At 52.3% G+C, this 22,510-nt stretch carries 19 protein-coding genes; 7 read left to right on the top strand and 12 right to left on the bottom strand.

All coding sequences use genetic code 11. From position 1 onward, the window contains the following. Nucleotides 1–17: 17 nt before the first annotated feature. Genes BZG77_RS08270 through pilM form a run of 5 tightly spaced genes read right to left on the bottom strand, consistent with a single transcriptional unit; the run spans nucleotide 18 to nucleotide 4,391 of the window. Nucleotides 18–1,763: a type IV pilus secretin PilQ gene (locus BZG77_RS08270; protein ID WP_077646896.1), complete on the bottom strand. Its 1,746-nt coding sequence runs from the start codon at nucleotides 1,761–1,763 to the stop codon at nucleotides 18–20. Nucleotides 1,764–1,775: 12 nt separating this feature from the next. After that, on the bottom strand, nucleotides 1,776–2,288 hold the full coding sequence (locus BZG77_RS08265) for a pilus assembly protein PilP (RefSeq protein ID WP_077646895.1): 513 nt from the start codon (nucleotides 2,286–2,288) through the stop codon (nucleotides 1,776–1,778). 8 nt (nucleotides 2,289–2,296) lie between these two features. After that, nucleotides 2,297–2,902, bottom strand: coding sequence for a type 4a pilus biogenesis protein PilO (locus tag BZG77_RS08260; RefSeq protein WP_077646894.1), 606 nt, complete (start codon nucleotides 2,900–2,902; stop codon nucleotides 2,297–2,299). Next, nucleotides 2,902–3,480 (bottom strand): PilN domain-containing protein, encoded by a 579-nt coding sequence (locus BZG77_RS08255; protein WP_158011427.1) that lies wholly within the window; start codon nucleotides 3,478–3,480, stop codon nucleotides 2,902–2,904. Before BZG77_RS08255 ends, BZG77_RS08260 begins: the two co-directional genes overlap by 1 nt. Continuing rightward, nucleotides 3,477–4,391: a pilus assembly protein PilM gene (gene pilM, locus BZG77_RS14715; RefSeq protein WP_108743966.1), complete on the bottom strand. Its 915-nt coding sequence runs from the start codon at nucleotides 4,389–4,391 to the stop codon at nucleotides 3,477–3,479. Before pilM ends, BZG77_RS08255 begins: the two co-directional genes overlap by 4 nt. 141 nt (nucleotides 4,392–4,532) lie before the next feature. Here pilM and BZG77_RS08250 point away from each other — a divergent pair, with 141 nt between their 5' ends. Further along, on the top strand, nucleotides 4,533–7,031 hold the full coding sequence (locus BZG77_RS08250; protein ID WP_077646892.1) for a penicillin-binding protein 1A: 2,499 nt from the start codon (nucleotides 4,533–4,535) through the stop codon (nucleotides 7,029–7,031). Nucleotides 7,032–7,099: 68 nt separating this feature from the next. Here the strand turns inward: BZG77_RS08250 and oxyR are convergent, their stop codons facing one another. Continuing rightward, nucleotides 7,100–8,008, bottom strand: coding sequence for a DNA-binding transcriptional regulator OxyR (oxyR, locus tag BZG77_RS08245; protein WP_077461548.1), 909 nt, complete (start codon nucleotides 8,006–8,008; stop codon nucleotides 7,100–7,102). Between the two features lie 147 nt (nucleotides 8,009–8,155). Here oxyR and BZG77_RS08240 point away from each other — a divergent pair, with 147 nt between their 5' ends. From BZG77_RS08240 to BZG77_RS08230, 3 genes are all read left to right on the top strand, one after another. Further along, entirely contained in the window at nucleotides 8,156–8,887 is a 732-nt protein-coding gene (locus BZG77_RS08240; protein ID WP_025744251.1) for a glutathione peroxidase, read from the top strand. A gap of 52 nt (nucleotides 8,888–8,939) precedes the next feature. Beyond that, complete coding sequence (locus BZG77_RS08235) at nucleotides 8,940–10,391, top strand: dihydrolipoyl dehydrogenase (protein ID WP_077646891.1); 1,452 nt, start codon at nucleotides 8,940–8,942, stop codon at nucleotides 10,389–10,391. A 162-nt stretch (nucleotides 10,392–10,553) separates the two neighbouring features. Next, on the top strand, nucleotides 10,554–10,793 hold the full coding sequence (locus BZG77_RS08230; RefSeq protein WP_025744249.1) for a DUF3624 domain-containing protein: 240 nt from the start codon (nucleotides 10,554–10,556) through the stop codon (nucleotides 10,791–10,793). A 17-nt stretch (nucleotides 10,794–10,810) separates the two neighbouring features. Here BZG77_RS08230 and argH read toward each other — a convergent pair whose 3' ends face one another. From argH to argC, 4 genes are read right to left on the bottom strand one after another with little or no spacing between them, the layout of a single operon-like run. Next, a complete protein-coding gene (argH, locus tag BZG77_RS08225; protein WP_077646890.1) occupies nucleotides 10,811–12,697 on the bottom strand; it encodes an argininosuccinate lyase in 1,887 nt (628 codons plus the stop codon). Between the two features lie 35 nt (nucleotides 12,698–12,732). Continuing rightward, the gene (locus tag BZG77_RS08220) at nucleotides 12,733–13,944 is read right to left on the bottom strand and encodes an argininosuccinate synthase (protein WP_069361869.1); all 1,212 of its coding nucleotides are present in this window, start codon (nucleotides 13,942–13,944) and stop codon (nucleotides 12,733–12,735) included. Between the two features lie 55 nt (nucleotides 13,945–13,999). Continuing rightward, nucleotides 14,000–14,779, bottom strand: a complete 780-nt coding sequence (argB, locus tag BZG77_RS08215; protein WP_077646889.1) for an acetylglutamate kinase — start codon at nucleotides 14,777–14,779, stop codon at nucleotides 14,000–14,002. A gap of 9 nt (nucleotides 14,780–14,788) precedes the next feature. Beyond that, nucleotides 14,789–15,799 (bottom strand): N-acetyl-gamma-glutamyl-phosphate reductase, encoded by a 1,011-nt coding sequence (argC, locus tag BZG77_RS08210; RefSeq protein WP_077646888.1) that lies wholly within the window; start codon nucleotides 15,797–15,799, stop codon nucleotides 14,789–14,791. A gap of 533 nt (nucleotides 15,800–16,332) precedes the next feature. Between argC and ppc the strand changes: the two genes are divergently transcribed. The 3 genes from ppc to BZG77_RS08195 all read left to right on the top strand — a co-directional run bounded on the left by ppc (nucleotide 16,333) and on the right by BZG77_RS08195 (nucleotide 21,037). Further along, entirely contained in the window at nucleotides 16,333–18,966 is a 2,634-nt protein-coding gene (gene ppc, locus BZG77_RS08205; RefSeq protein ID WP_077646887.1) for a phosphoenolpyruvate carboxylase, read from the top strand. Between the two features lie 188 nt (nucleotides 18,967–19,154). Further along, on the top strand, nucleotides 19,155–20,432 hold the full coding sequence (locus BZG77_RS08200) for an O-acetylhomoserine aminocarboxypropyltransferase/cysteine synthase family protein (protein WP_077461539.1): 1,278 nt from the start codon (nucleotides 19,155–19,157) through the stop codon (nucleotides 20,430–20,432). A 56-nt stretch (nucleotides 20,433–20,488) separates the two neighbouring features. Further along, the gene (locus tag BZG77_RS08195) at nucleotides 20,489–21,037 is read left to right on the top strand and encodes a PadR family transcriptional regulator (protein WP_077646886.1); all 549 of its coding nucleotides are present in this window, start codon (nucleotides 20,489–20,491) and stop codon (nucleotides 21,035–21,037) included. Nucleotides 21,038–21,141: 104 nt separating this feature from the next. Here the strand turns inward: BZG77_RS08195 and metF are convergent, their stop codons facing one another. Both metF and BZG77_RS08185 read right to left on the bottom strand, forming a co-directional pair. Then, entirely contained in the window at nucleotides 21,142–22,041 is a 900-nt protein-coding gene (gene metF, locus BZG77_RS08190) for a methylenetetrahydrofolate reductase (protein WP_025744244.1), read from the bottom strand. 281 nt (nucleotides 22,042–22,322) lie between these two features. Beyond that, nucleotides 22,323–22,510 (bottom strand): hypothetical protein (locus BZG77_RS08185; RefSeq protein ID WP_131826145.1); only part of this gene is annotated, 188 nt, incomplete at its 5' end.

Here is a 22,510-nt window from a genome sequence, read left to right as displayed (position 1 = left end):
CTTTGGCAACACCTAACCTACCCTGTGACGATTTTAGGGGTCACAAAGATCAGAAGTTCGCGTTTTGCGTGGTCTTTTAACTGATGCCGAAACAAACCTCCGAGCAAGGGAATATCCCCAAGGAGAGGCACTTTGGTTTCTTTGTTGATCATCGTGTGCTGAAAAATGCCACCTAAGACCACGGTTTCGCCATTTCGCGCCAAGACTTGGGTATTAATCCGTTTGGTACTGATCGACATCGCCTCACCTTTTCCGGCCACGACCGACTTTTCCGGCATATCTTGGGTCAGCTTTAAATCCAGCACCAAGGTATTATCCGGCGTGATCTGAGGCGTGACCGACAAACTCAACACCGCTTTCTTAAAAGAGACGGCCACCGCCCCACTGGAAGAAGCTTCTAAATAGGGCAGCTCCGTCCCTTGTTCAATATAGGCGGCTTTTTTATTGGTGGTGATTAATCTTGGGCTCGAGACCACCTCGGCTTTTCGTTCGCTCTCGAGCGCAGAAAGCTCCAAATCGAGCAGTAAATCGTTGCCTAACTTAGCCACTTGAAAGGCCATGCTCGAGGCAGAAGGATTGATTGCAGCTAAATTAACATTGAGGAAATCACCAATACTGCTCCCCTCACCGGCGGCTTCATTTAGGCTGTCAGGGCCTTGCTGCGCCAAATCGCTATCCCACATGATATTCCCTTCGACCGACGATCCCACCGTGGTTGAGCCGTTGCGATTCAAAAGCCCCCAACGTACGCCAAGCTCGTCGACCGAACCTTGCTCTACCGTGACAATACGCGCTTCGATTTCCACCTGCTTAACCGGCACATCGAGGTGCTGAACCAAGGTGCGGATACGATCAATGTTCTTATCAATATCGCGAATGATGATCGCATTGGTCCGCTCATCCAGCGACACCGCCCCCCTTGGAGATAACAAGCTCACGCCTTGCGTTTGACCGCGAATTAACGCGGCTACCTCGCTGGCTTTGGCATAATTCACCGTGATAACCGCCGACGATAGCGGCAACAAGGTTTCTGCTTGCTGTGCCATTTCCAAATCCTGTTTTTCTTGCGCCATCAGCTCTCGACGAGGGGCAACAAGCATCACCTCGCCACGTTGACGCTTGTCCAACCCTTTCACTCTTAAGATAACCTCTAACACGTCTTGCCAAGGCACACCGTCAATCCGCATGGTGATATTACCCTGAACACTGTCTGAGGTGACTAAATTAAACTGATTTTGCTCGGCAATCAGTTGAAGCACAGCGCGAACTGGAATGTCTTGGAAGTTGATCGATATCGGTGCATTCGGATCAAAGGATGCAGGTGTCGTCGGTTCGGTGGCTTGTATGGTTACCACTAACTGTTGTTTTTGTTGATGGTAATCAAAGGCGATTGCTTGCGCCGCTTGCAGATGAATTTTTGCATGTCCAGAGGATTGCGACACATCGATCGCCGTAATTGTCGAATCCCTGTCTTGGGTATCGATCCGCTTCATTAATGACGGTTTAATCGTTACCTGCGGTAATCGGATATGGAGTTGTTCGGCGCTGGGCTGACGAAAATCCGCCATGATCGCAGGGCTGTCGAAGCCCAAAATCAGTTGCGCCTCTCCCTGACCAGAGCGGGTTAACTGCAACTGGCTCAAGGTTGTCATCTCCGCAGCCTGAGCGGACGCGCCCATAAAACACACCAGGATCAGCGCCACGCGCACAAGCGACCACGGTATAAGGGTATATCGGGCGTTATACGCCGCGAAAATCATCATAACAGTTATCCTTTACGACAGGTTAGGTTCGATTGAAAGCGTCACGGTCCGTTGCTGCCAGCATCCTAAACCATCAGGTAGTGCCTGGTTTATCGCGACATGATCACGCGTCACCGCCATCACTCGGCCGTGGTGTTTACCAAGCCGGTCGCCACGTGCGACTTGCTTGACCATCCCATTCGGCAAAGCAATGAGTGCCTGTTTTTGCCCCCCTTTAGTGAGGCTTCCTTTCATTTCAAGTTGTGCTAAAGGTAAGGTTGAAAGCGGACTGTCACGCCAATGCAAGGCCGGTTGCCAGCAATCACCAGGAGACATCCGTTGTGGGTCCGATGCGATCGATAGAACAAATGGATCGCGCGCTTCTTTTGCAAAGGGGACAGGTTGATAAACACTAGGCGGTGGCATGCGTGTCGCGGTAACCGTCGCTTGCGCTTGCACCTGGCGCATAAACTGATGCATGTCATCATCCGTTTTTTGACAACCACTCAAGATCACGATCAACAAAAATACACTGGCTCTTAACATGACGCGTCCTAGTTTGTGGGTTGATTGAGCGCGGGGCGGCCGGTATAGCGATACGTCGTCGCAGACACCGAAAATTGCAATGGCGCTGCAGACGGCGACTGTTCGGCCTCGCGTGCGAGGACAAAGTCCTGCAATGACACTAAGCGAGTCATCGCGGCAATATCGGCACTGAACGCGCCAATATCTCGATACTGGCCTTCAAGCACAATGTTGATTGGAATGGCGTCTAGCCAGCTTCCTTGCTTTCTCGGCTGCCATGCGAGCGTTTCAAACTGCAACTGGTGACGCATCCCCACCTCGTTCACACCAGCCAACAGGCCCGCGAGCTCTTCTTCCTCAGGCAATTGCTGAATCAGTCTTGCGTAGCGTTGATTAAGCGTCTCTATTTGCGCCTGGACATTGGGTAACGCAGCCACCTCATGCGCTAACTGTCGATAACGTGCTTTCAGGTGAGACTCTTGCCGGTGAGCATCAAGCAAGGTCGCTTGATTTGGCTGTCCAGCGCCTAACCAGCCGACATACCCCATTACTATCAGTAAAGCACCCCATAAACTCAGCTTTACCGACCAAGGCGCAAACGGTAGCCGTCGCCACTCCCATACCATCGAATCCATCACTGTGCGTCCTCCTCGCGCTCCGGTAATTGGGGGGAAACATAGTGTGTCAGTGAAAAGCTCAGTCGAAACCGTTTATTGGGCCCGACGGTGTGATCACCCGTCACTACGGTATCGATATCGAGCGCCTCTACCGCTTGCTGCGCTTCCAACGCGGCCAGCAAACGCGCGAGCTCTGCGTTTGAATTCACCCACCCCTCTAAACGGATATGGCCTTTTTGTTGAGCCAACCGGGTTAAATAGGCACCAGCAGGCATCACCGTCGGTATAAAGTTGAGTACCTCAGTGACATTATTACGCTGTCTTTGCAGTTGATTGACCAACCCGAGCCGTGATTGCAAGGCGCGACGTTTAGTGTCTTGTTGCTCAAAGCGCATTAAGGTTTGTTTAAACTGCGTGATGCCTTGTTCAAGTTGTTGATTACGGTGTTGCTGCCCCGCTATCTGATAATGCTGCCACTGGATGAATCCCATCCCGATGATCAGTGCGCTCCCCGCAACCGCAAGGGTTTGCAGGATAAAATAGCGTGCCTGTCGACGTTGCACTTGCGCGCGCCAGGGGAGTAAGTTAATCCTCATGAACCGCTCGCTCCTCGGAGCGCAAGCCCCAGCGCCGAGCAAGCATGAGGGCTTAGAGAGGGCGCGCCAAAGGGTTCGCCAGGTTGAATAAACACACGTTGGGCAGATGAGGGGCAGAGAATGTCGCTGGGCCAGTGACCGCTTAGCCATAGGGTTGAGACAGGCACCGCGTGTTCGCTCTCCACGCGTTGATAGGCATGATCCAAATGTTGTTGTAGAACGCGAGAGGATGCCGTTGCCTCGCCCTCTGCCCCAGCTCCTCTTAACGGCATTGCGACGGTCAAAGATTGTTGGTACAGCCCGCCATCGGATAACGCGCGCATCGCCGTCAACTTGCCGGCATCAAGATGTAGCCATAGCGGTGAAGTCTGTGGTTGGTAGTGACCTATCAACGCATCATAAACTCCTTGCAGCCCATGCAGCTGCGTATCGACGACACTTACCTTTAATCCCACGTCTTTCAACGCCGAAAGTATTGGCGTGAGTGTCTGTTGGCGACAGGCTACTACCTGGTACTGCGCCTGTCCTGGCTGATGGTTCAACGCATGCTGTTTGGTGAAATCGAAGAAAAGACCACTAATTTCCATATTGAGCGCCATGCCCAATGCTTGTCCGACCACGGCTTCCTGCTCGAGAGGATCATCTACATCGGCTGCCATAAGGGCCTTACTGATCACGGTGTCATCCTCAACGCCTACCACCACACTCGGTGACAAACGTTGATACCAGGATACTCGGCTCAATAGTGTGTCTTTGAGCGTTTTCATTGTGGTTGTCAGGGTGTCTTCATCACCAGCGGTCAAGATATGATGCCCGGAAACCTTGAAGGATGAAGAGGACGGGCATAGCGCAATCGCGTGGCTTTCCGTTTGGCCCAAAGCGATACCTAAAACTGCCGAACTTGGAATCATTTCGTGTTAGGCTCCAACGTCAGAGTAAGGTCAGTATTTACAAAACTGCCCTCATCACGGGTTATTTTTTATGCTGGTGCCTTTATACTACTCACGTATGATTATTAAACGGCTAAACGGCAACGAAACGGGAAATCTCAGGTGAAGTTCATAAAGCGTTTGCTTATCTTTGCACTGGTTTGCACAGTGCTTGGAGTCACAACAATCTTTGGGTTTTACCTTTATGTGAAACCCGACCTCCCCGATGTGGCGACATTGCAAGATGTTGAGCTACAAACTCCGATGCAGGTCTATAGCGCAGATGGTGAGTTAATCTCGCAATTCGGCGAAAAACGGCGTATTCCAGTCAAACTCGAGGATATACCTCAACCTATGATTGATGCCTTAATTGCCACCGAAGATAGCCGCTTTTATCAACACCCAGGCATTGATCCTATTGGTATTGTTCGTGCCGCGGCGGTCGTCGCCATGTCTGGCAGTGCCAAGCAAGGGGCCAGCACCATCACCCAACAGCTGGCACGAAACTTCTTCCTGACCAACGAAAAGCGAATTATGCGCAAGATAAAAGAAATTTTTATCGCGGTGCATATCGAACAATTGCTCAGTAAAGAAGAGATCCTTGAGCTCTATTTCAACAAAGTCTTCTTGGGGTATCGCTCTTATGGCGTAGGGGCAGCGGCACACGTGTATTTTGGCAAAACCTTAGATCAACTGACCTTAAGCGAAATGGCCGTGATCGTGGGGTTACCCAAAGCGCCCTCCACCATGAACCCACTTTACTCGCTTTCACGCTCAACCGAGCGACGGAACGTCGTGCTCGGCCGGATGTTGAATGAGGGCTACATTTCTAATGCGGAATACCAGCAAGCGAAAAACGAGCCTATTGTCGCCAGCTACCATGGCGCCGAAATAGAACTCTCAGCACCCTATGTTGCTGAAATGGCTAGGGCTTGGGCGATTGAGCAGTTTGGCGAAGACGCCTATACCTCAGGGGTACGTATTTTCACCAGTGTGGATGCGGATATGCAGCGCGCGGCCAATAACGCCGCCATAGAGAATATCCTCGCCTATGACCAACGCCATGGTTTTCGTGGCCCAGTAGCCACGCTTTGGCAGGCGCCTAGCGAACGCTGGCAACATCAACGTATTGTTGATCACCTTGCCAAGCAACCCAGTTACGGCCCCTTGGAGCCTGCGGTCGTGATCGATGCCCAAGCGCAATCGGCACAAGTTATTGGGCCCAATGGCCGTGAAATCGAACTGCCTTGGAAAGGGCTAGACTGGGCGCGACCTTATATTACTGATAGTCGCCAAGGCCCAGCGCCCAAACGTGCTGACGAGTTCCTCGCCAGTGGCCAGCAAGTGTTTATTCGTCGCGTCAATGACAGCTGGCATTTGGCGCAAGTGCCTACCACCAATACGGCCTTAGTTTCTATGTCTCCGTCAACGGGGGCAATCAAAGCCTTAGTCGGTGGGTTTAACTTTGTCCACTCCAAGTTTAACCGTGCCACACAGTCAGTTCGCCAAGTGGGCTCAAGTATCAAGCCATTTATTTACTCCGCCGCAGTCAATAAGGGAATGACGCTAGCCAGCCTTATCAATGACGCGCCCATTAACCGTTGGGATCGCAGCCAAGGGGTAGCATGGCGTCCTAAAAACTCACCGCCACGCTATGCCGGCCCGACGCGCGCACGGTTGGGATTAGCCCAGTCTAAAAACGTCATGGCGGTGCGAGTGCTTCGCCGAGTGGGGCTCGACGATACGCTGGACTTCCTCACGCGTTTTGGTTTCCAACGTGACGACCTACCGCGCGCTGAAGCGATTGCTCTGGGGGCAGGCAGCTTAACCCCCGTCGAAATGGCACAAGGCTTTAGCGTGTTTGCCAATGGCGGCTATTTTATGGAGCCCTTTATCATTGATCGGGTCGAAACCCCCTTTGGAGCAGAGATTTATCGCGCAAACCCACCGGTTATATGCGACCACTGTGAGCGCAAACCAGAAAAGGCTGACCCGTTTAATGAGCAAAACTTATTGACGGACAATGGTAGTGACCAACCAACACCGCGCAATGCTAAGCAAGTGATTGATGAACAAAATGCGTTCTTGGTGCGCGAAATGATGCAAAGCAACATTTGGGGCGGCGGCGATTGGCGTTATGGCACCGGTTGGAACGGCACGGGCTGGCGCGCTCAAGCGCTCAAACGTCGCGATATCGGCGGTAAAACCGGGACCACTAATGACTCCAAAGACACTTGGTACACTGGTTATGGCCCAGGTATCGTCACCACGGTTTGGGTTGGCTTTGATGATCATTCGCGTGAACTCGGTCGTACCACTCGTAATGCTAATTTAGGCGACGAGCGTCAACCAATTTATGGGGCGGAATCTGGCGCGAAAACCGCAGAACCTGCTTGGATTGACTTTATGCAACAAGCTCTCGCTGACGTGCCAGAGCAAAATAAAGTGGTGCCGTCCGGCATCGTCAAAGTACGGATCGATCGCGAGACCGGACTGCTGACAAGAAAAACCGATCATACCTCGATGTTTGAGTACTTTATCAAAGGCACCGAGCCGACAGAATATGTATCGGCTCAGCCTGATGGCAACATTTACGAGTCCAACACGGAATCCTTGTTTTAACTCGATAAACGCTTAAACCACAACGCCCACATCCGTGGGCGTTGTCACCTCAGTGCCAGTATCTTGTGTTAGCGGTGATTTAAGCCGCTCCTTATCGCGGTCATCTGGCCACCAATGGCGTCCGCAAGCTGTTCATATCGTCCTCGTAACGGTGATCCAGGGCGATAATCGAGCGTGATTTGTCGCGACGGCGTCGGTGACGTAATGGGGATATACACCACACCATCGCGTTTATCGGCAGGCACGGACAGCTGAGGCAATAAGGTAATCCCACTTCCTGCGGCCACCATGTTGCGTAACGTTTCTAGGCTGGTCGCGCGAAAACGTTGATCCTCTTGCGCACCAACTTTAAAACAAAAGCCCATGGCTTGATCGCGTAAACAGTGGCCATCGCCCAGCATCAACAAGGTTTCCCCGTCTAACACATCAAGCGCAACTTCAGCACATTCCGCCAACCGATGCTTTTCGTTGACCGCAAGCAACATCGGCTCATCATAGAGTGGCAGTTCTTTAAGGTGCTGTGTTTCTTCGACAGAGGCCAGGATAACGCAATCGAGCTTGCCTTCTTCCAGCTGCTGAACCAGTTGCTGGGTTTGTCCCTCATGAATAAACAGCTCTAAATCTGGGAAACAATCTCGCAGCATCGGAATGATTTTGGGTAATAGATACGGCCCCACGGTGGGAATAAAGCCAATATGTAGGGGGCCGGTCATACTTTCACCTTGCTCACTGGCCAATTCGGTTAAAATTGTGACTTCCCGCAATACGTTACGTGCTTGCTGTACTAACCTCATACCGGCATCGGTGAACAGAACCCGACGACTGGTACGCTCAAGTAAACTGACGCCGAGTTCATCCTCCAGTTTACGAATTTGGCCACTCAAGGTCGGCTGGCTGACAAAGCAAGCCTCAGCGGCTTTACGAAAATGTCGGTGTTCAGCCAACGCAACCAAATACTCCAAGTCACGAATGTTCATCGTTGTCTCTTCTATAGGGGATAACTATCAAAACCATAGCATCAAGCGATTAGAGCTATCAATCTTATTTAGCAATACTAGACCCATCAAAACACAGCGAGTCACTTCTCGCTTAACAACTTTAATTGAAAACAAAAGGAACAATTCATGACAGCAACCAAAGAAGGCCAGCCAGTACCACAAGTAACCTTCCGCACTCGCGAAGGCGATCAGTGGAAAGACGTGACCAGCGATGACATCTTTGCCAACAAAACCGTCATTGTGTTCAGCCTGCCAGGCGCGTTCACCCCGACGTGTTCTTCTTCGCATCTGCCACGCTATAACGAGCTGTACCCTGTCTTTCAACAACACGGCGTTGATGACATCGTTTGTGTCTCGGTCAATGACACCTTTGTAATGAACGCCTGGAAAGCCGACCAAGATGCTGACAACATCCATGTACTACCTGATGGTAACGGTGAATTCACCGATGGCATGGACATGCTGGTCGACAAAAATGATCTTGGCTTTGGCAAACGCTCATGGCGCTACAGCATGCTGGTAAAAAACGGCGTGGTCGAAAAAATGTTTGTTGAGCCAAACGAACCAGGTGACCCGTTCAAGGTCTCTGATGCCGACACCATGCTGGGCTATATTGCTCCTGAGCATAAACTGCAAGATTCGATCACCGTGTTTAGCAAGCCAGGCTGCCCATTCTGTGCCAAAGCAAAACAAGCACTGATCGATGAAGGACTTCAGTTCGAAGAAATTATCCTCGGTAAAGATGCCACCACGGTCTCTTTGCGCGCTGTCACCGGCCGTGCCACGGTGCCACAAGTATTTATCGGTGGCCGTCACATCGGTGGCAGCGAAGAGCTCGACACTTACCTAAACCAGTAATCCGCTGTTTGGGCGGCAGCCTTGCCGCCCGTTATTTTCCCAGGAGAAAGCAATGAAAACATTAACGGTTGATGTGGCTGTGATTGGTGGCGGGACCGCCGGGCTCGGTGCCTATCGCGCGGCCAAAGCACAGACAGATAGCGTGGTGATGATTGAAGGCGGCCCTTATGGCACCACCTGTGCACGTGTTGGCTGCATGCCATCCAAACTGTTAATTGCGGCGGCTGAAGCGGCGCATCATATCGACAAAGCACCCGGTTTTGGTGTCTACCCAGGCGGAAGTACCGAGATAAATGGTCGTGAGGTAATGGATCGGGTTAAACGCGAGCGCGATCGCTTTGTCGGCTTTGTATTGGAAAGTGTCGACGACATCCCCACCCAAGACAAAATCGATGGCTATGCACGTTTTGTCGATGATCATACCTTGATGGTTGACGATCACACCACTATCCATGCTGACCGCATTGTGATTGCGACCGGCTCACGTCCGAGCTGGCCCGAGGCCTGGAATCACCTCGGTGATCGTTTGGTGGTTAACGATGATATTTTCGAATGGAATGACTTACCTGAATCGGTTGCCGTGTTTGGTCCGGGCGTGATTGGCCTTGAACTGGGCCAAGCGTTACACCGCCTCGGTGTCGAAATGACTATGTTTGGTGTCGGCGGCCAAGTGGGTCCACTCACCGACCCAGATATCATGGCATATGCGGATAAAACCTTCAGCGAGGAGTTTTATCTCGATGCCGATGCCAAGGTTGAAGAGATGATCCGTGAAGGTGATAAGGTCCAAATCCGTTACCGCGACAAAAACGGCGAAAGCCAGTTGCGTTGGGTTGATTACGTGGTTGCCGCCACCGGTCGTCGCCCCAATGTCGACAAACTTAACCTTGACGCGACCAGCATCAAAGTGGACGCACGCGGTGTCCCAGTAGCCGATAGCTACACCCTGCAAACCACCGCAGCGCACATTTTTATTGCCGGTGATGCTAACAACCAAATTCCACTGCTGCACGAAGCGGCTGACCAAGCCAGAATTGCCGGTGACAACGCGGGGCGCGGCAAAGATATCCGTGCGGGACTGCGCCGTAGCAAGCTATCCGCGGTCTTCTCCGATCCACAAATTGCGATGGTGGGCGAAAGCTATAAAGCAATTACCGATCGTCTCGGCCCATGTGGCTGTTTTGAAATCGGTGTGGTTTCCTTTGAGGGACAAGGTCGCTCACGGGTCATGCTACGCAATAAAGGCTTATTGCATGTTTATGCCGAGCATGGCACAGGGCGTTTCTTGGGCGCAGAAATGATTGGGCCGAACGCCGAGCACTTAGCACACTTACTCGCCTGGGCTCACCAAAACCAAATGACCATTTCGCAAATGTTGGATATGCCCTTTTATCACCCAGTGATTGAAGAAGGGGTACGTACCGCACTGCGTGATGTCAACGCCAAACTCAAACTCGGGCCAGAGATGATCAAACACTGCATGGATTGCGGCCCAGGCTGCTAATTCACTGTCCTTTTCGCCGAACGCTCGGCGCTTTACAGGCAATGCCTGTTGCTTCCCCAAGCACTTGCTTACCTTTTGCCCTCCTTCGCGGAGGGCTTTTTTGTATCCAACGACTCACTGCGCCACAATGGCGTATCGCCCTCACTGACCAAGAGAGCCCATATGGCTTGTAAATATTGTCAATCTGGCATTTGGAAGCAGAAGTTAGGACGCTGCACGCGCTGTATGACCCAACTTGCTGTCATTTCTGCCATACTGTGGCCGTTTTGGTGGTGGGCCTATGCCGACACGCCACGGCAAGTTGAATCGATCGCATTACTGTTCGCCGCTGGCAGTGCCAGCGCGCTGCTGCTGCTTCATTTGCTGATTTATCCGTTTCGGCGCAACAGAAAGCGGCCCTAAAGCCGCCCCACACTTTTTTACTCAATCTCTGCATGTGAGAAGGTCGAGATCGTCGCCGGCCCCGCAATGTTATAGGTCAGAGCCACTTCATCACAGGCGTGGAAGCGCGGACAGATTTCACAATCTTTCATCACTTTCTCTGGCAATTGCGATTTCGACACTGAGGTAAAGCCCAAYTGGGTGAAAAACTCGGGCACCCGGGTGAGGACAAAGACTTGCTCRATCGCCATTTGCTTGGCTTTTTTAATCAAGTGCATCATCAACGCCGTGCCGTGTCCTTGGCGCTGCCAGCCCGCTTCAACCCCTAAGGAGCGAATTTCTGCCAGCCCTGAGTCGTAAATATACAGCGATCCGCAGCCGGTCAAATCCCCTTGATGTTCAGAGACCGCAAACAGGCCAATATTACGCACTAATTCATGACGGTCGCGCGGTAAGTTCTCCCCCAATTTCGCCCAATACACCACCATGCCTTCAATGGTATCCAAATCGGTGAGCCGCGCCGAGCGCACCGTGACTTTGGGGGTAAAGCGCTTATCCAAGCGCTTTTGCGCTTCTTGAATAGCAAAGCTGACCTGCTCAGGTGCCACCCCTCCCAGTGCCCGACGTTGGGCCAGGCAGGATTCAATCGTGAGCATGGCATACACATCATCTTCAATCACCGGTGAGAATTGCTGCAAGGTTTCTAGCGGCAGCGCTTCCAGCGCACACCCTTGCTCAATGGCTGACACCACCGCCACGCCAACAATATGGTGGGCTTCACGGAACGGGATCCCTTTGCTCACCAAATAATCGGCCAGCTCGGTCGCATTGGCATGACCTTGCTGCGCCGCTTGCAAGGTTTTGTCTTTATGGATGGTGATGCCTTCAAAGCACAGGGCCGCCATGTCTAAGCAGTCATGCCAGGTGTCCATGGCATCGAATAGCCCTTCTTTGTCTTCTTGCATGTCCTTGTTGTAAGCCAGCGGCAAGGCTTTCACCGTCATCATCATTGCCGACAAGGAACCATACACCCGACCCGTTCGACCACGTATCAGTTCTAACGCATCGGGGTTTTTCTTTTGTGGCATCAGCGACGAGCCTGAGGTGACAGTATCCGCCAGCTCGATAAACCCGGACTCGCCCGAGTTATAGAAGATCATGTCTTCGGCCATCCGTGACAGATGCAGCATCGACATGGATGCAGCAGACATCATCTCCATCACATGATCGCGGTCCGAGACCGAATCCAAACTATTACGGGTGGCCCGTCTAAATCCCAGGTTTTGTGCCAAGGCATCGCGATCAATCGGGTACGCGGTGCCTGCCAGCGCCCCCGATCCGAGTGGGCAGGTGTCCAAGCGACTAAGCGCATCTTGCAAACGCGTGGTATCACGCTCAAACATCTCCAGATAGGCCAGACACCAATGGGCAAAGGTCACCGGTTGTGCACGCTGCAAGTGGGTGTAGCCAGGCAGCACGGTACCATGGTGCTGACCCGCCACATCCACCAGCTGCTGCTGAAGCTTATCGAGAGACAGCAAGATTTGCTGGCCTTGCTGGCGACACCACAGCTTGAGATCCGTGGCCACCTGATCGTTGCGCGAGCGTCCGGTATGCAGCTTTTTGCCCAAATCCCCGACTTTATCGATCAGTTGCTGCTCGACCCAGCTGTGAATATCTTCGGCCTCTGAGTTTAAGATCTGCTCAGGGTTTTCCATCACCGACAGCTTGAGCTCATTGAGCGCGAGCTCCAATTGCTGTTGCTCGTCATCACTCAGCACGCCCACTGAACGCAAGGCTTTCGACCAAGCAATGGAGCCCACAATGTCTTGCTCTGCTAAGCGATAGTCAAAGCGCAGCGAATCATTAAACGCTTGAAACCGTTTGTCTGCTGCTTGACTAAAGCGTCCGCCCCATAATGCCATGCTGTCTCTCCTTACTGCTCACGATGCTTTTTTAATTAGGATTGTTTTTGTTTGTTCAGTGTCCGAATCCGGCTCGACAGCGAATACAAACGGATAAAGCCTTCGGCGTGGCTGTGATCGTAGACGTCATCATCACCAAAAGTGGCAAAGTCTTCCGAGTACAAGCTATTGGTCGAGCGCTTTTGTACCACCGTCGCTTGCCCTTTATAGAGTTTGATCACCACCTCGCCCGTTACCGGCGCGGCGAGAGAATTGGCCGCGGCAACAATCGACTGACAAAGTGGCGTAAACCAACGCCCATCATAAATCAGGTGAGAGGCTTTTAAACCGAGTTCCTCACGGAACTGATAACTCTCTTTATCCAGCACCAATTGTTCAACGCCGCGCAGTGCTTCCATGATGATGGTGCCACCCGGGGTTTCGTAGCAGCCGCGGGATTTCATCCCCACCAAACGGTTCTCAACGATATCAATCCGTCCCACGCCATGTTCGGCACCTTTGTCATTCAATAGCGTTAGCACGTCATAAGGCGACATGGATTCACCATCGACCGAGACCACTTCCCCGCTTTGTACTCCCAAGGTGACAAACTCGGGCGTATTGGGCGCCTCTTCCGGCGCGACAGTCCATACCCAGCAATCTTGGTTGGCCGCCGTCCAGGTATCTTCTAACACGCCGCCTTCGGTTGAGACGTGCCAAGCATTGGCATCACGTGAATAGATTTTCTCAAGGCTCGCCGTGCACGGAATATCACGGGCGGCCAAGTAATCGAGCAGGGCTTCACGACTGGTGAGATCCCACTCACGCCAAGGCGCAATCACTTTCAGCTGCGGCGCCAGCGCGGAGAAGGTGCTCTCAAAACGGACTTGATCGTTCCCCTTTCCGGTACAGCCGTGGCAAAGCGCATCCGCGCCGACCTCGAGGGCGCACGCGACCTGCGCTTTGGCAATGATAGGACGCGCCATCGAGGTGCCAAGTAGGTACTTGCCTTCATACACCGCACCGGTTTTCAGGCTGGGATAAATATAATCCGCTACCATTTCGTGTTTTAGATCGGCGATAAAACACTGTGATGCCCCCGAAGCGAGCGCTTTTTGCTCAATGCCTTCGAGCTCTTGTTCGCCTTGACCGACGTCGGCGACAAAGGCGACGACTTCACAGTCATAGTTTTCTTTTAGCCAGGGAATGATGGCCGAGGTATCCAATCCACCCGAATAGGCCAGTACCACTTTGTTGACTTTGCTCATCTTGCTCTCCTTAAATCATGATGCGACGGTTTGAGTAGCGTCGTTATACGTCTTATTAACTGGCGCTAAACCGGGTGCCGATTTGCTGGCCATCGAATAATTGGGTGAGTTTTTCTGGGTAACGCCAAGTGGCAATCTCCACCGGTTTACCCAGTTCGCGGGCGGCGGCAAACGCCGCGTTGACCTTGACCACCATGCCATCGGTGATCACGCCTTTTTCTATCAGGTGTTGCGCATCCAGCTCGGTCAAACAGGGCAGCAGATGGCCTTTACCATCCAACACACCACTGACATCTGACAGCAGCACTAGCTCCGCCCCGAGAGTGGTCGCCACCGCGACCGCTGCTTGGTCGGCATTAACGTTCATCAGCTCACCTTGGTCACTGATGCCAATCGAGCTAATAATGGGGACACAATCTGCGGCCAGTACCGCCTGCAGCAGGCTAGGATCGCCGGCGCTGGCTTCTCCCACCGCACCCAGCTCAAGGTCCAACTGGCTGACCTGACACAGGCCACCGTCGGCCAAGCTCAGGCCACAGCTTTTAATGTTTGCTTTACGTGCTTGGGCTAACAGCAACTTGTTTGCTGTCCCTGCCAACGCACCGGTGACATAATCAATCTGGTCGGCGGGCGTGACCCGTAAGCCTTGTTTTTTCACGCTAGTGAGGGCGAGCTTTTTGAGCAGATCATCGACCAAGTAACCGCCACCATGCACCAGCACTAACGGGCGCTCCGCCTCACTGCGATAGGCATTGATCGCGCCGAAAACCTTGGCGAGGGTCTCGCTGCAGCTCAGTGCCGCGCCGCCTAATTTAATCACTAATGGCGTTTTCATCCGTTTCTCCTAGACAATCGCAGTAGTTTCGGCAAAGCCAAACTTCAGGTTTAAACACTGCACGGCTTGGCTGGCCGCGCCTTTCAGTAAATTATCAATCGCACTGGTAAGGATCAGATGCCCATGCGCGGCCTGATAGCCAATATCGCAAAAGCTGGTATGTTGCACCGCGTGTAGCTTGGCCACCTCACCGGCAGGAAGCACCCGTACCAAAGGCGCCTTTTGATAGGCGTGAGAGAGTGCCTGCCCCACCTCCGCCTCACTAACACCTGGCGCTAATTTGGCGGTAATGGTGGCAAGAATGCCGCGTTTGTAGCTGCCAAGGTGCGGGGTGAAAATCACCGGCGTATCTAGGTGTGCGGCAATCTCTGGCTGATGACGATGAGAAAACACCCCGTAGGCATGCAGGCTCACTTCGCAAAAACTGTTGGTCAGACTCGCTTTGCGCCCCGCGCCCGTCACGCCGCTGGTAGCATTAATCACCGGCCACATTTGTTTATCCAACAAGCCTGCATCCAGCACAGGTTTGAGCGCTAATTGACTGGCGGTGGGGTAACACCCAGGTACGGCGACCAGCTGCGCTGCTTGCAATGCCTCCCCCTGCCACTCGGCCAAGCCATACACGGCTTGCTCAAGCCATGTTGGCGATTGGTGCGCAAAACCGTAGTGTTCGGGATAAAAGTCGGCTTGATTGACCCGATACGCCCCCGACAAATCAAACACCACGCAACCTTGAGCCAGAAAAACCGGCGCCAATTCATGACTGACCGCATGCGCGGTGGCTAAAAACACCACATCAGCTTGCTTGGCGACATCCTGTGGCGAGGACAATGGCATCAGTGGCATATCCACCACGCCACGCAGTTGCCCGTGCAACGCGCTCACAGGACGATTAGCGTCTTCACTGCCTGCCGAGACATATAAACCGGCCAAGTGCAATTGCGGATGGCGATGGACAAGGGCGACAAGCTCGGCTCCTGTGTAGCCACTGGCACCGACAATAATGGTGTTAAGTGTCATGGGTGTCTCTCTTTATGGATATTTAAGGCGTGCTGCGGGGCAGCAGAGTGTCGAGGGCGTAGCGGATAGCCACGCAAAGCAGGCTAGCGTCGTCGAAGGGCAAGGATATTATGTTTGGCGGTACCTAGTATCATGGTCGACTCGTCTTAGAAAATATTTTTATTCATAAATAGTGAATGGTTATTTTTTTATCGCATTCCCGTTTAACCGTCAACCCCAAAAAGCGTAAAAAATCACTTTTAATGTCTATTCATTCATATTAGAGCAATAATTCTATCTAACCATGCAAATAATACGGTCGTCACTTACGACAAAATCCCACGATGACGAGCGCGGAGAGACCCTCTAGAAGCTAGCAAACATGAAAGCTGAAACTTTTTTTCATCTTTTGAGGTGGCTCTATGATAAGCATCAAATCCGGTAGCCAGTTTTCGCGCTAACTTGCGGTTAAGTTGACCCGATCACGCAACATTCGCTAGATTGGGTCTTTACAGTCACAGTAGGATGTAACTTTGTTACAGAATGGATACGCTATGAACGAAAAGTACTCTGCCTTAAAAAGTAACGTCAGTATGCTTGGCCATCTGCTGGGCAACACCATTGAAGATGCCCATGGCCCCGCACTTTTAGAAAAAGTTGAGGAAATTCGTCAGCTCTCAAAATCGGCTGCAGCAGGTAATCAGGATGATCATGCTAAGCTGAAAACCGTGCTGCAAAACTTACCCGCAGACCAACTGCTTCCGGTCGCCCGCGCCTTTAGCCAATTTTTGAATCTGACTAATATTGCTGAGCAATACCATACGGTGTCGCGCCAATCTGACACCCATGAGTGTAGCCCCGATGCGATTGATAACCTGCTCCGACGCGTCAGCCAAGGTGAGATTGATGCCAATGACGCGCAGAAGGCGATCGCCGATTTAAAAATTGAGTTAGTCCTGACCGCGCACCCCACTGAAATTGCGCGCCGCACCACCATTCATAACTTGGTGCAAATCAATAAATGCTTATCCAAACTCGAGCTGAGCGACTATTTAGGCGCCGACGAGCGAGCCAAAACCGAGAAACGCCTTGAACAGTTGATTGCACAAGCCTGGCATACCGATGTGATTCGCCAAGAGCGCCCGACACCGCTCGACGAGGCCAAGTGGGGCTTCGCGGTGATTGAAAATTCATTATGGCAAGCAGTGCCCGCATTTTTACGCCAATTCGATCAGCAGCTTGAGAGCCACTTAGACATCAACTTGCCCATTGATGCCAAGCCAGTACAAATCTCCTCGTGGATGGGCGGCGATCGCGACGGCAACCCGTATGTCACCAGCGAGGTCACCCGTGAAGTGATGCTGCTTTCACGCTGGAAAGCCGCCGACCTGTATTTGCGTGATGTGCAAGATCTGATCAGCGAACTGTCGATGACTCAGTGTGATGACACCGTGCGCGAGATGGCCGGCGAGGCGCACGAACCGTATCGCGCGATCTTGAAAACGCTGCGCAGTCAGCTCAATCACACATTAAGTTATTTAGATGCCAAGCTGAAAGGCGAACGCACGTCATCACAGGGCATTCTGACCGACACCCAGCAGCTGTGGCAGCCATTACTGGCGTGTTATCAGTCACTCCACCAATGCGGCATGGGCATTATTGCCGACGGCAAGTTGCTTGATTTGCTTCGCTGCGTGCAATGTTTTGGCGTTCACTTAATCAAGCTCGATATTCGCCAAGAAAGCACTCGTCATGCCGATGTGCTCTCAGAAGTGACCCGCTATTTGGGGATGGGCGATTACGCGCAATGGAGCGAGCAAGACAAACAAGCCTTCTTGATCCGTGAATTGTCCTCGAAACGGCCGCTATTACCCCGTGATTGGACACCGTCGGATGACGTCAAAGAAGTGATCGACACCTGCCGGGTGATTGCCCAGCAGCCGCGTGAAGCGCTGGGTGCCTATGTGATTTCAATGGCGAGGACCGCCTCGGACGTGCTGGCGGTACATTTGATACTCCAAGAAGCCGGCTGCCCATTCCGCATGGATGTGTGCCCGTTATTCGAAACCTTGGACGACCTGAACAACGCGGAATCAGTCATTGGCGAGCTCATGGCGATTGATTGGTACCGTGGCTTTACTCAGAACTTCCAAATGGTGATGATAGGCTATTCGGACTCAGCTAAAGATGCCGGGGTGATGGCAGCCGGTTGGGCGCAATATCGCGCCATGGAAGCACTGGTCAACTTATGCGATGACCAAGGGGTTGATTTAACCCTCTTCCATGGCCGTGGCGGCACCGTAGGCCGTGGCGGTGCGCCCGCCCATGCCGCCTTGTTGTCACAGCCCCCTCGTAGTTTAAAAGGTGGCCTCCGTGTCACCGAACAAGGCGAGATGATCCGCTTTAAACTGGGGCTGCCCGATGTCGCGGTCAACAGTTTGAACCTCTACACCAGCGCCATTTTGGAAGCTAACCTGCTACCGCCACCAGAGCCCAAAAAAGAGTGGCGTGCGCTGATGGATACCTTGAGTGACATTTCTTGCCAAGCCTATCGCGATGTGGTTCGCGGCCATGAGCAATTTGTGCCTTACTTCCGCTCCACCACACCAGAGCTTGAGCTCGGTAAGTTACCACTGGGCTCACGCCCTTCTAAGCGCAACCCGCAAGGCGGGGTGGAAAGCTTACGGGCAATTCCTTGGATTTTCGCCTGGAGTCAAAATCGCCTCTTACTTCCGGCTTGGCTGGGCGCTGGACAAGCGATCGATCATGCCATTTCCAAAGGCCATAAAGCCCAGCTAGAAGAAATGTGTCGTGAGTGGCCATTCTTCTCCACCCGGCTTGGCATGCTGGAGATGGTGTTTACCAAAACCAACCTCGATATTGCCAAATACTATGATCAGCGTTTGGTCGATGAAAGCCTCTGGCCTTTGGGTGAATCACTCCGCGATCAATTACGCCAAGACATTCAAGTGATTTTGGCGGTGGAAAACAGCGATAACCTGATGGAGCAAAACCCATGGGGCGCTGAGGCGATTCGCTTACGTAATATTTACGTCGAGCCACTGAATATGCTGCAAGCTGAGCTGTTATACCGTACACGGCAATGTGAAGAGGACGATCAGTCGCTTGACGATGCCTTGATGATCTCCATCGCGGGCATTGCCGCAGGCCTGCGTAACACTGGCTAATCGACTCAAGCCGTACCCTCGGGTGCGGCTTTTTTTTGTATCAAGCGAGCGAATAGAAACCGACGCACACGCGAGATTTTTTATCCATAGCCACGTCTAAGGCTTGCTGTTACATTGATAGTATTATTACTATGGAAGGTCGCGGTGACGCGATTTAACAACGCAAAGGAAAACGCAAAGGAATTGCCATGAAAGACGAAACCCTCTCGATTCATCACGGTTATCAGACCGATCCGACCACCAAATCAGTCGCCACCCCCATCTATCAAACCGTCGCCTATGAGTTTGATAACGCCCAACATGGTGCTGATCTGTTTAACCTCGATGTGCCGGGCAATATCTATTCGCGGATCATGAATCCCACCAACGATGTATTAGAACAACGTGTGGCGGCATTAGAGGGCGGTATCGCAGGCCTATGCGTCAGTGCTGGCGCCGCCGCGATTACCTATGCAATCCAAACCCTAGCCAAGGCCGGTGATAACATCGTCGCCACACCACAGCTTTACGGCGGCACCTATACCTTGTTTGCTCATATGCTCCCCGAACAAGGCATTGAAGTACGTTTTGCCCAAAGTGACGACGCCAGTGCGATTGAAGCGCTGATTGATGCCAATACCAAAGCGGTGTATTGCGAATCAGTTGGTAATCCGGCCGGCAATATTGCCGATATCCCCGGTCTTGCCAAGGTTGCCCACGCGCACGGTGTCCCTTTGGTGGTCGACAATACCGTGGCCACGCCCGTGCTATGCAAACCGATTGAACATGGCGCCGATATCGTGGTGCACTCGCTAACCAAATACATTGGCGGCCATGGCACCACCCTAGGCGGTATGATCGTTGATGGCGGCACCTTTGATTGGGTGGCACATCAAGCCCGCTTCCCGCAATTTTCACAGCCCGAGCCGGCGTATCACGGCGTGGTCTATAGCGATACCTTTGGCCCGGCGGCATTTATTGCCCGCGCGCGTACCGTGCCTTTGCGTAACAGCGGCGCCGCCTTATCGCCGATGAACGCCTTTATGTTGATGCAAGGTCTCGAAACCTTGAGCCTGCGTATGGAGCGTCACTGCGAGAATGCCAAAGCGGTGGCGGATTACCTTGCCAGTCATCCAGCGGTGGCATGGGTGAACTATGCCGGTCAACAAACTCATCCTCATTACCAACGTGCCCAGTCGCTTATCCGCGGCGGATTGCCCGCATCACTGCTGTCTTTCGGCTTAAAAGGTGGCTTTGATGAGGGGGTACAGTTTTATGATGCGCTGAATGTATTTAAACGCCTGGTCAATATTGGTGATGCTAAGTCACTTGCTTGCCATCCCGCCTCTACCACCCATCGTCAACTGAATGCGCAAGAGCAAGCGAAGGCCGGGGTGACCCCAGAAATGATCCGTCTTTGTGTCGGCATTGAGCATATTGATGACATCATTGCCGACCTTGAACAAGCATTGAGTGCAGTAAAATAGCCCGAGATAGGCGACTCATGCGAACCGATTGTTATAAATAAATGTGGATATAAAAGATGTCACTTCCCCATGTCATACTGACGGTACTCAGCAACTGCGAAGCCACGGGTTATGATATTACCAAGGCGTTTTCTACCACTATCAGTAATGTGTGGAAAGCCAGCCATCAACAGGTATATCGTGAACTGACTAAGCTCGCCGAGCGAGGTGCTGTGACCTATCGACTTGAGCCGCAAGTCGGCAAACCAGATAGAAAAGTCTATGCCATCACCCCTGTCGGCACCGAGGTGTTAGAGGCGTGGTTTATCCAAGCGCCTAAGCTGGCCCCGCCTCGCGACGAGTACGTCGCACGCCTACTCAGCTGTGAGGTCTTGGATCCCACGCCGATGCTCGAGCATATCAATAACTTGATTGCGGAATCACAACAACTACTTAATCATTATGCTCTGCTTGAGCAGCGTGATTACGGTCAATCCACATCATTAACGCAACAGCAACGCCTCATGCGATTAGCATTACGACGCAGCATTCATCAACGTCGCGCTTGGATGGCCTGGGCGCAAGAAGTGCGCGATGAGCTTACGATGCTGGCGGCCAGCGCCTAATCAAAACAATAAACACAACTCGCAACCTAGGCGCCCCACGAAACGGGGCGCTTTTTTTGGCTAAAGGTAAACCGGTTTGGCGGTTTAGCGGTTTAGCGGTTTAGCTAAGGTGCGACAGCCAATGGGCGAACCCCCAAAGTATGGCAAAGTGCATAGGTCAATTCGGCCCGATTGAGGGTATAAAAATGAAAATCTTTTACCCCTTCACGGCTGAGTACGCGCACCATATCGATAGCAATCGAAGCACCGACCATCTGCCGGGTCACAGGGTCATCCTCAAGACCTTGATACTGTTTGTGCATCCACTGTGGGACACGCACATGCGTCATTTGCGCAAACCGAGAAGCTTGCTTAAAGTTGGAGACGGGCAAAATCCCCGGCACAATTTCGACATCAATCCCCGCCGCCACACAGCGGTCACGAAAACGTAGGTAGCTTTCCACATCAAAGAAAAACTGGGTAATGGCACGACTGGCACCGGCATCGACTTTCCGTTTCAGATTAATGAGATCCGCTTGCGCACTTTTCGCTTCCGGGTGCACTTCAGGATAAGCGGCGACAGAAATATCAAAGTCATGTTCTTCTTTGAGCAACCGCACCAAGTCCGCCGCATACATAGTCGGCTTTTTCTCCGGCGACGGTAAGTCTCCGCGCAAAGCCACAATGTCACGAATACCATTTTGCCAGTAGTCACGGGCAATATGGCGCAGCTCATCTTCAGTGGCATCGATACAGGTTAGATGGGGCGCCGCCGCGACCCCCGTTTGATCATGAATACTTTTCACGATGTCATGGGTGCGATCACGCTCACCAGAATTGGCGCCATAAGTCACTGACATAAACTTAGGTTTAAGCCCTTTGAGGCGGTGCACGGAATTCCAGAGGGTTTCTTCCATACTGGGCGTGCTGGGCGGAAAAAACTCAAATGAGACGTTAATATCACCGTCTAAGTCGGCAATATTCTGATTAAGTGCATCAATGTGGCCTGCGTGCGTATAGCTCATACCCTCTCCCTGCAACCGGTTTTATTCGCGATGATGTGCGTTTTTGGTTTATACGTTTAGACGTCCATATGTCTAAAGGTTGTCGTTATTTGGGTGAAATGTCAACGATCTCAGCCATGAAAAGAACTCATAGTATTATGAAGATAGTCAACATGCAGGAAGCCACCGAGAGCAGCAGCCAAAAGCGCGTCATATAACGTGATCTTCAGATAAAAAAAAGCTGTCTTATGTGGAGTAAGACAGCTTTCACGTTTGCGAAGATCACGTTTACTAAAAGGACATTAGTGAAGACGCCCAATTAAGCGATTCAGATCAGATTGTATCGCCCCAGCGGTGACATCCCGCCCCGCCCCCGGTCCGCGGATCACTAATGGATTTTCACGATACCATTGGCTTTCAATCGCAAACACATTATCACAGGGCAGTAGACGCGCCAGCGGATGCTCACTCGGTAAGGTTTCTAAGCTCA

The organism is Salinivibrio sp. IB643 (genome assembly GCF_001996105.1).
Classification (GTDB): Bacteria; Pseudomonadota; Gammaproteobacteria; order Enterobacterales; family Vibrionaceae; genus Salinivibrio; species Salinivibrio costicola.
This window is presented reverse-complemented; position numbering and strand designations above follow the sequence as displayed.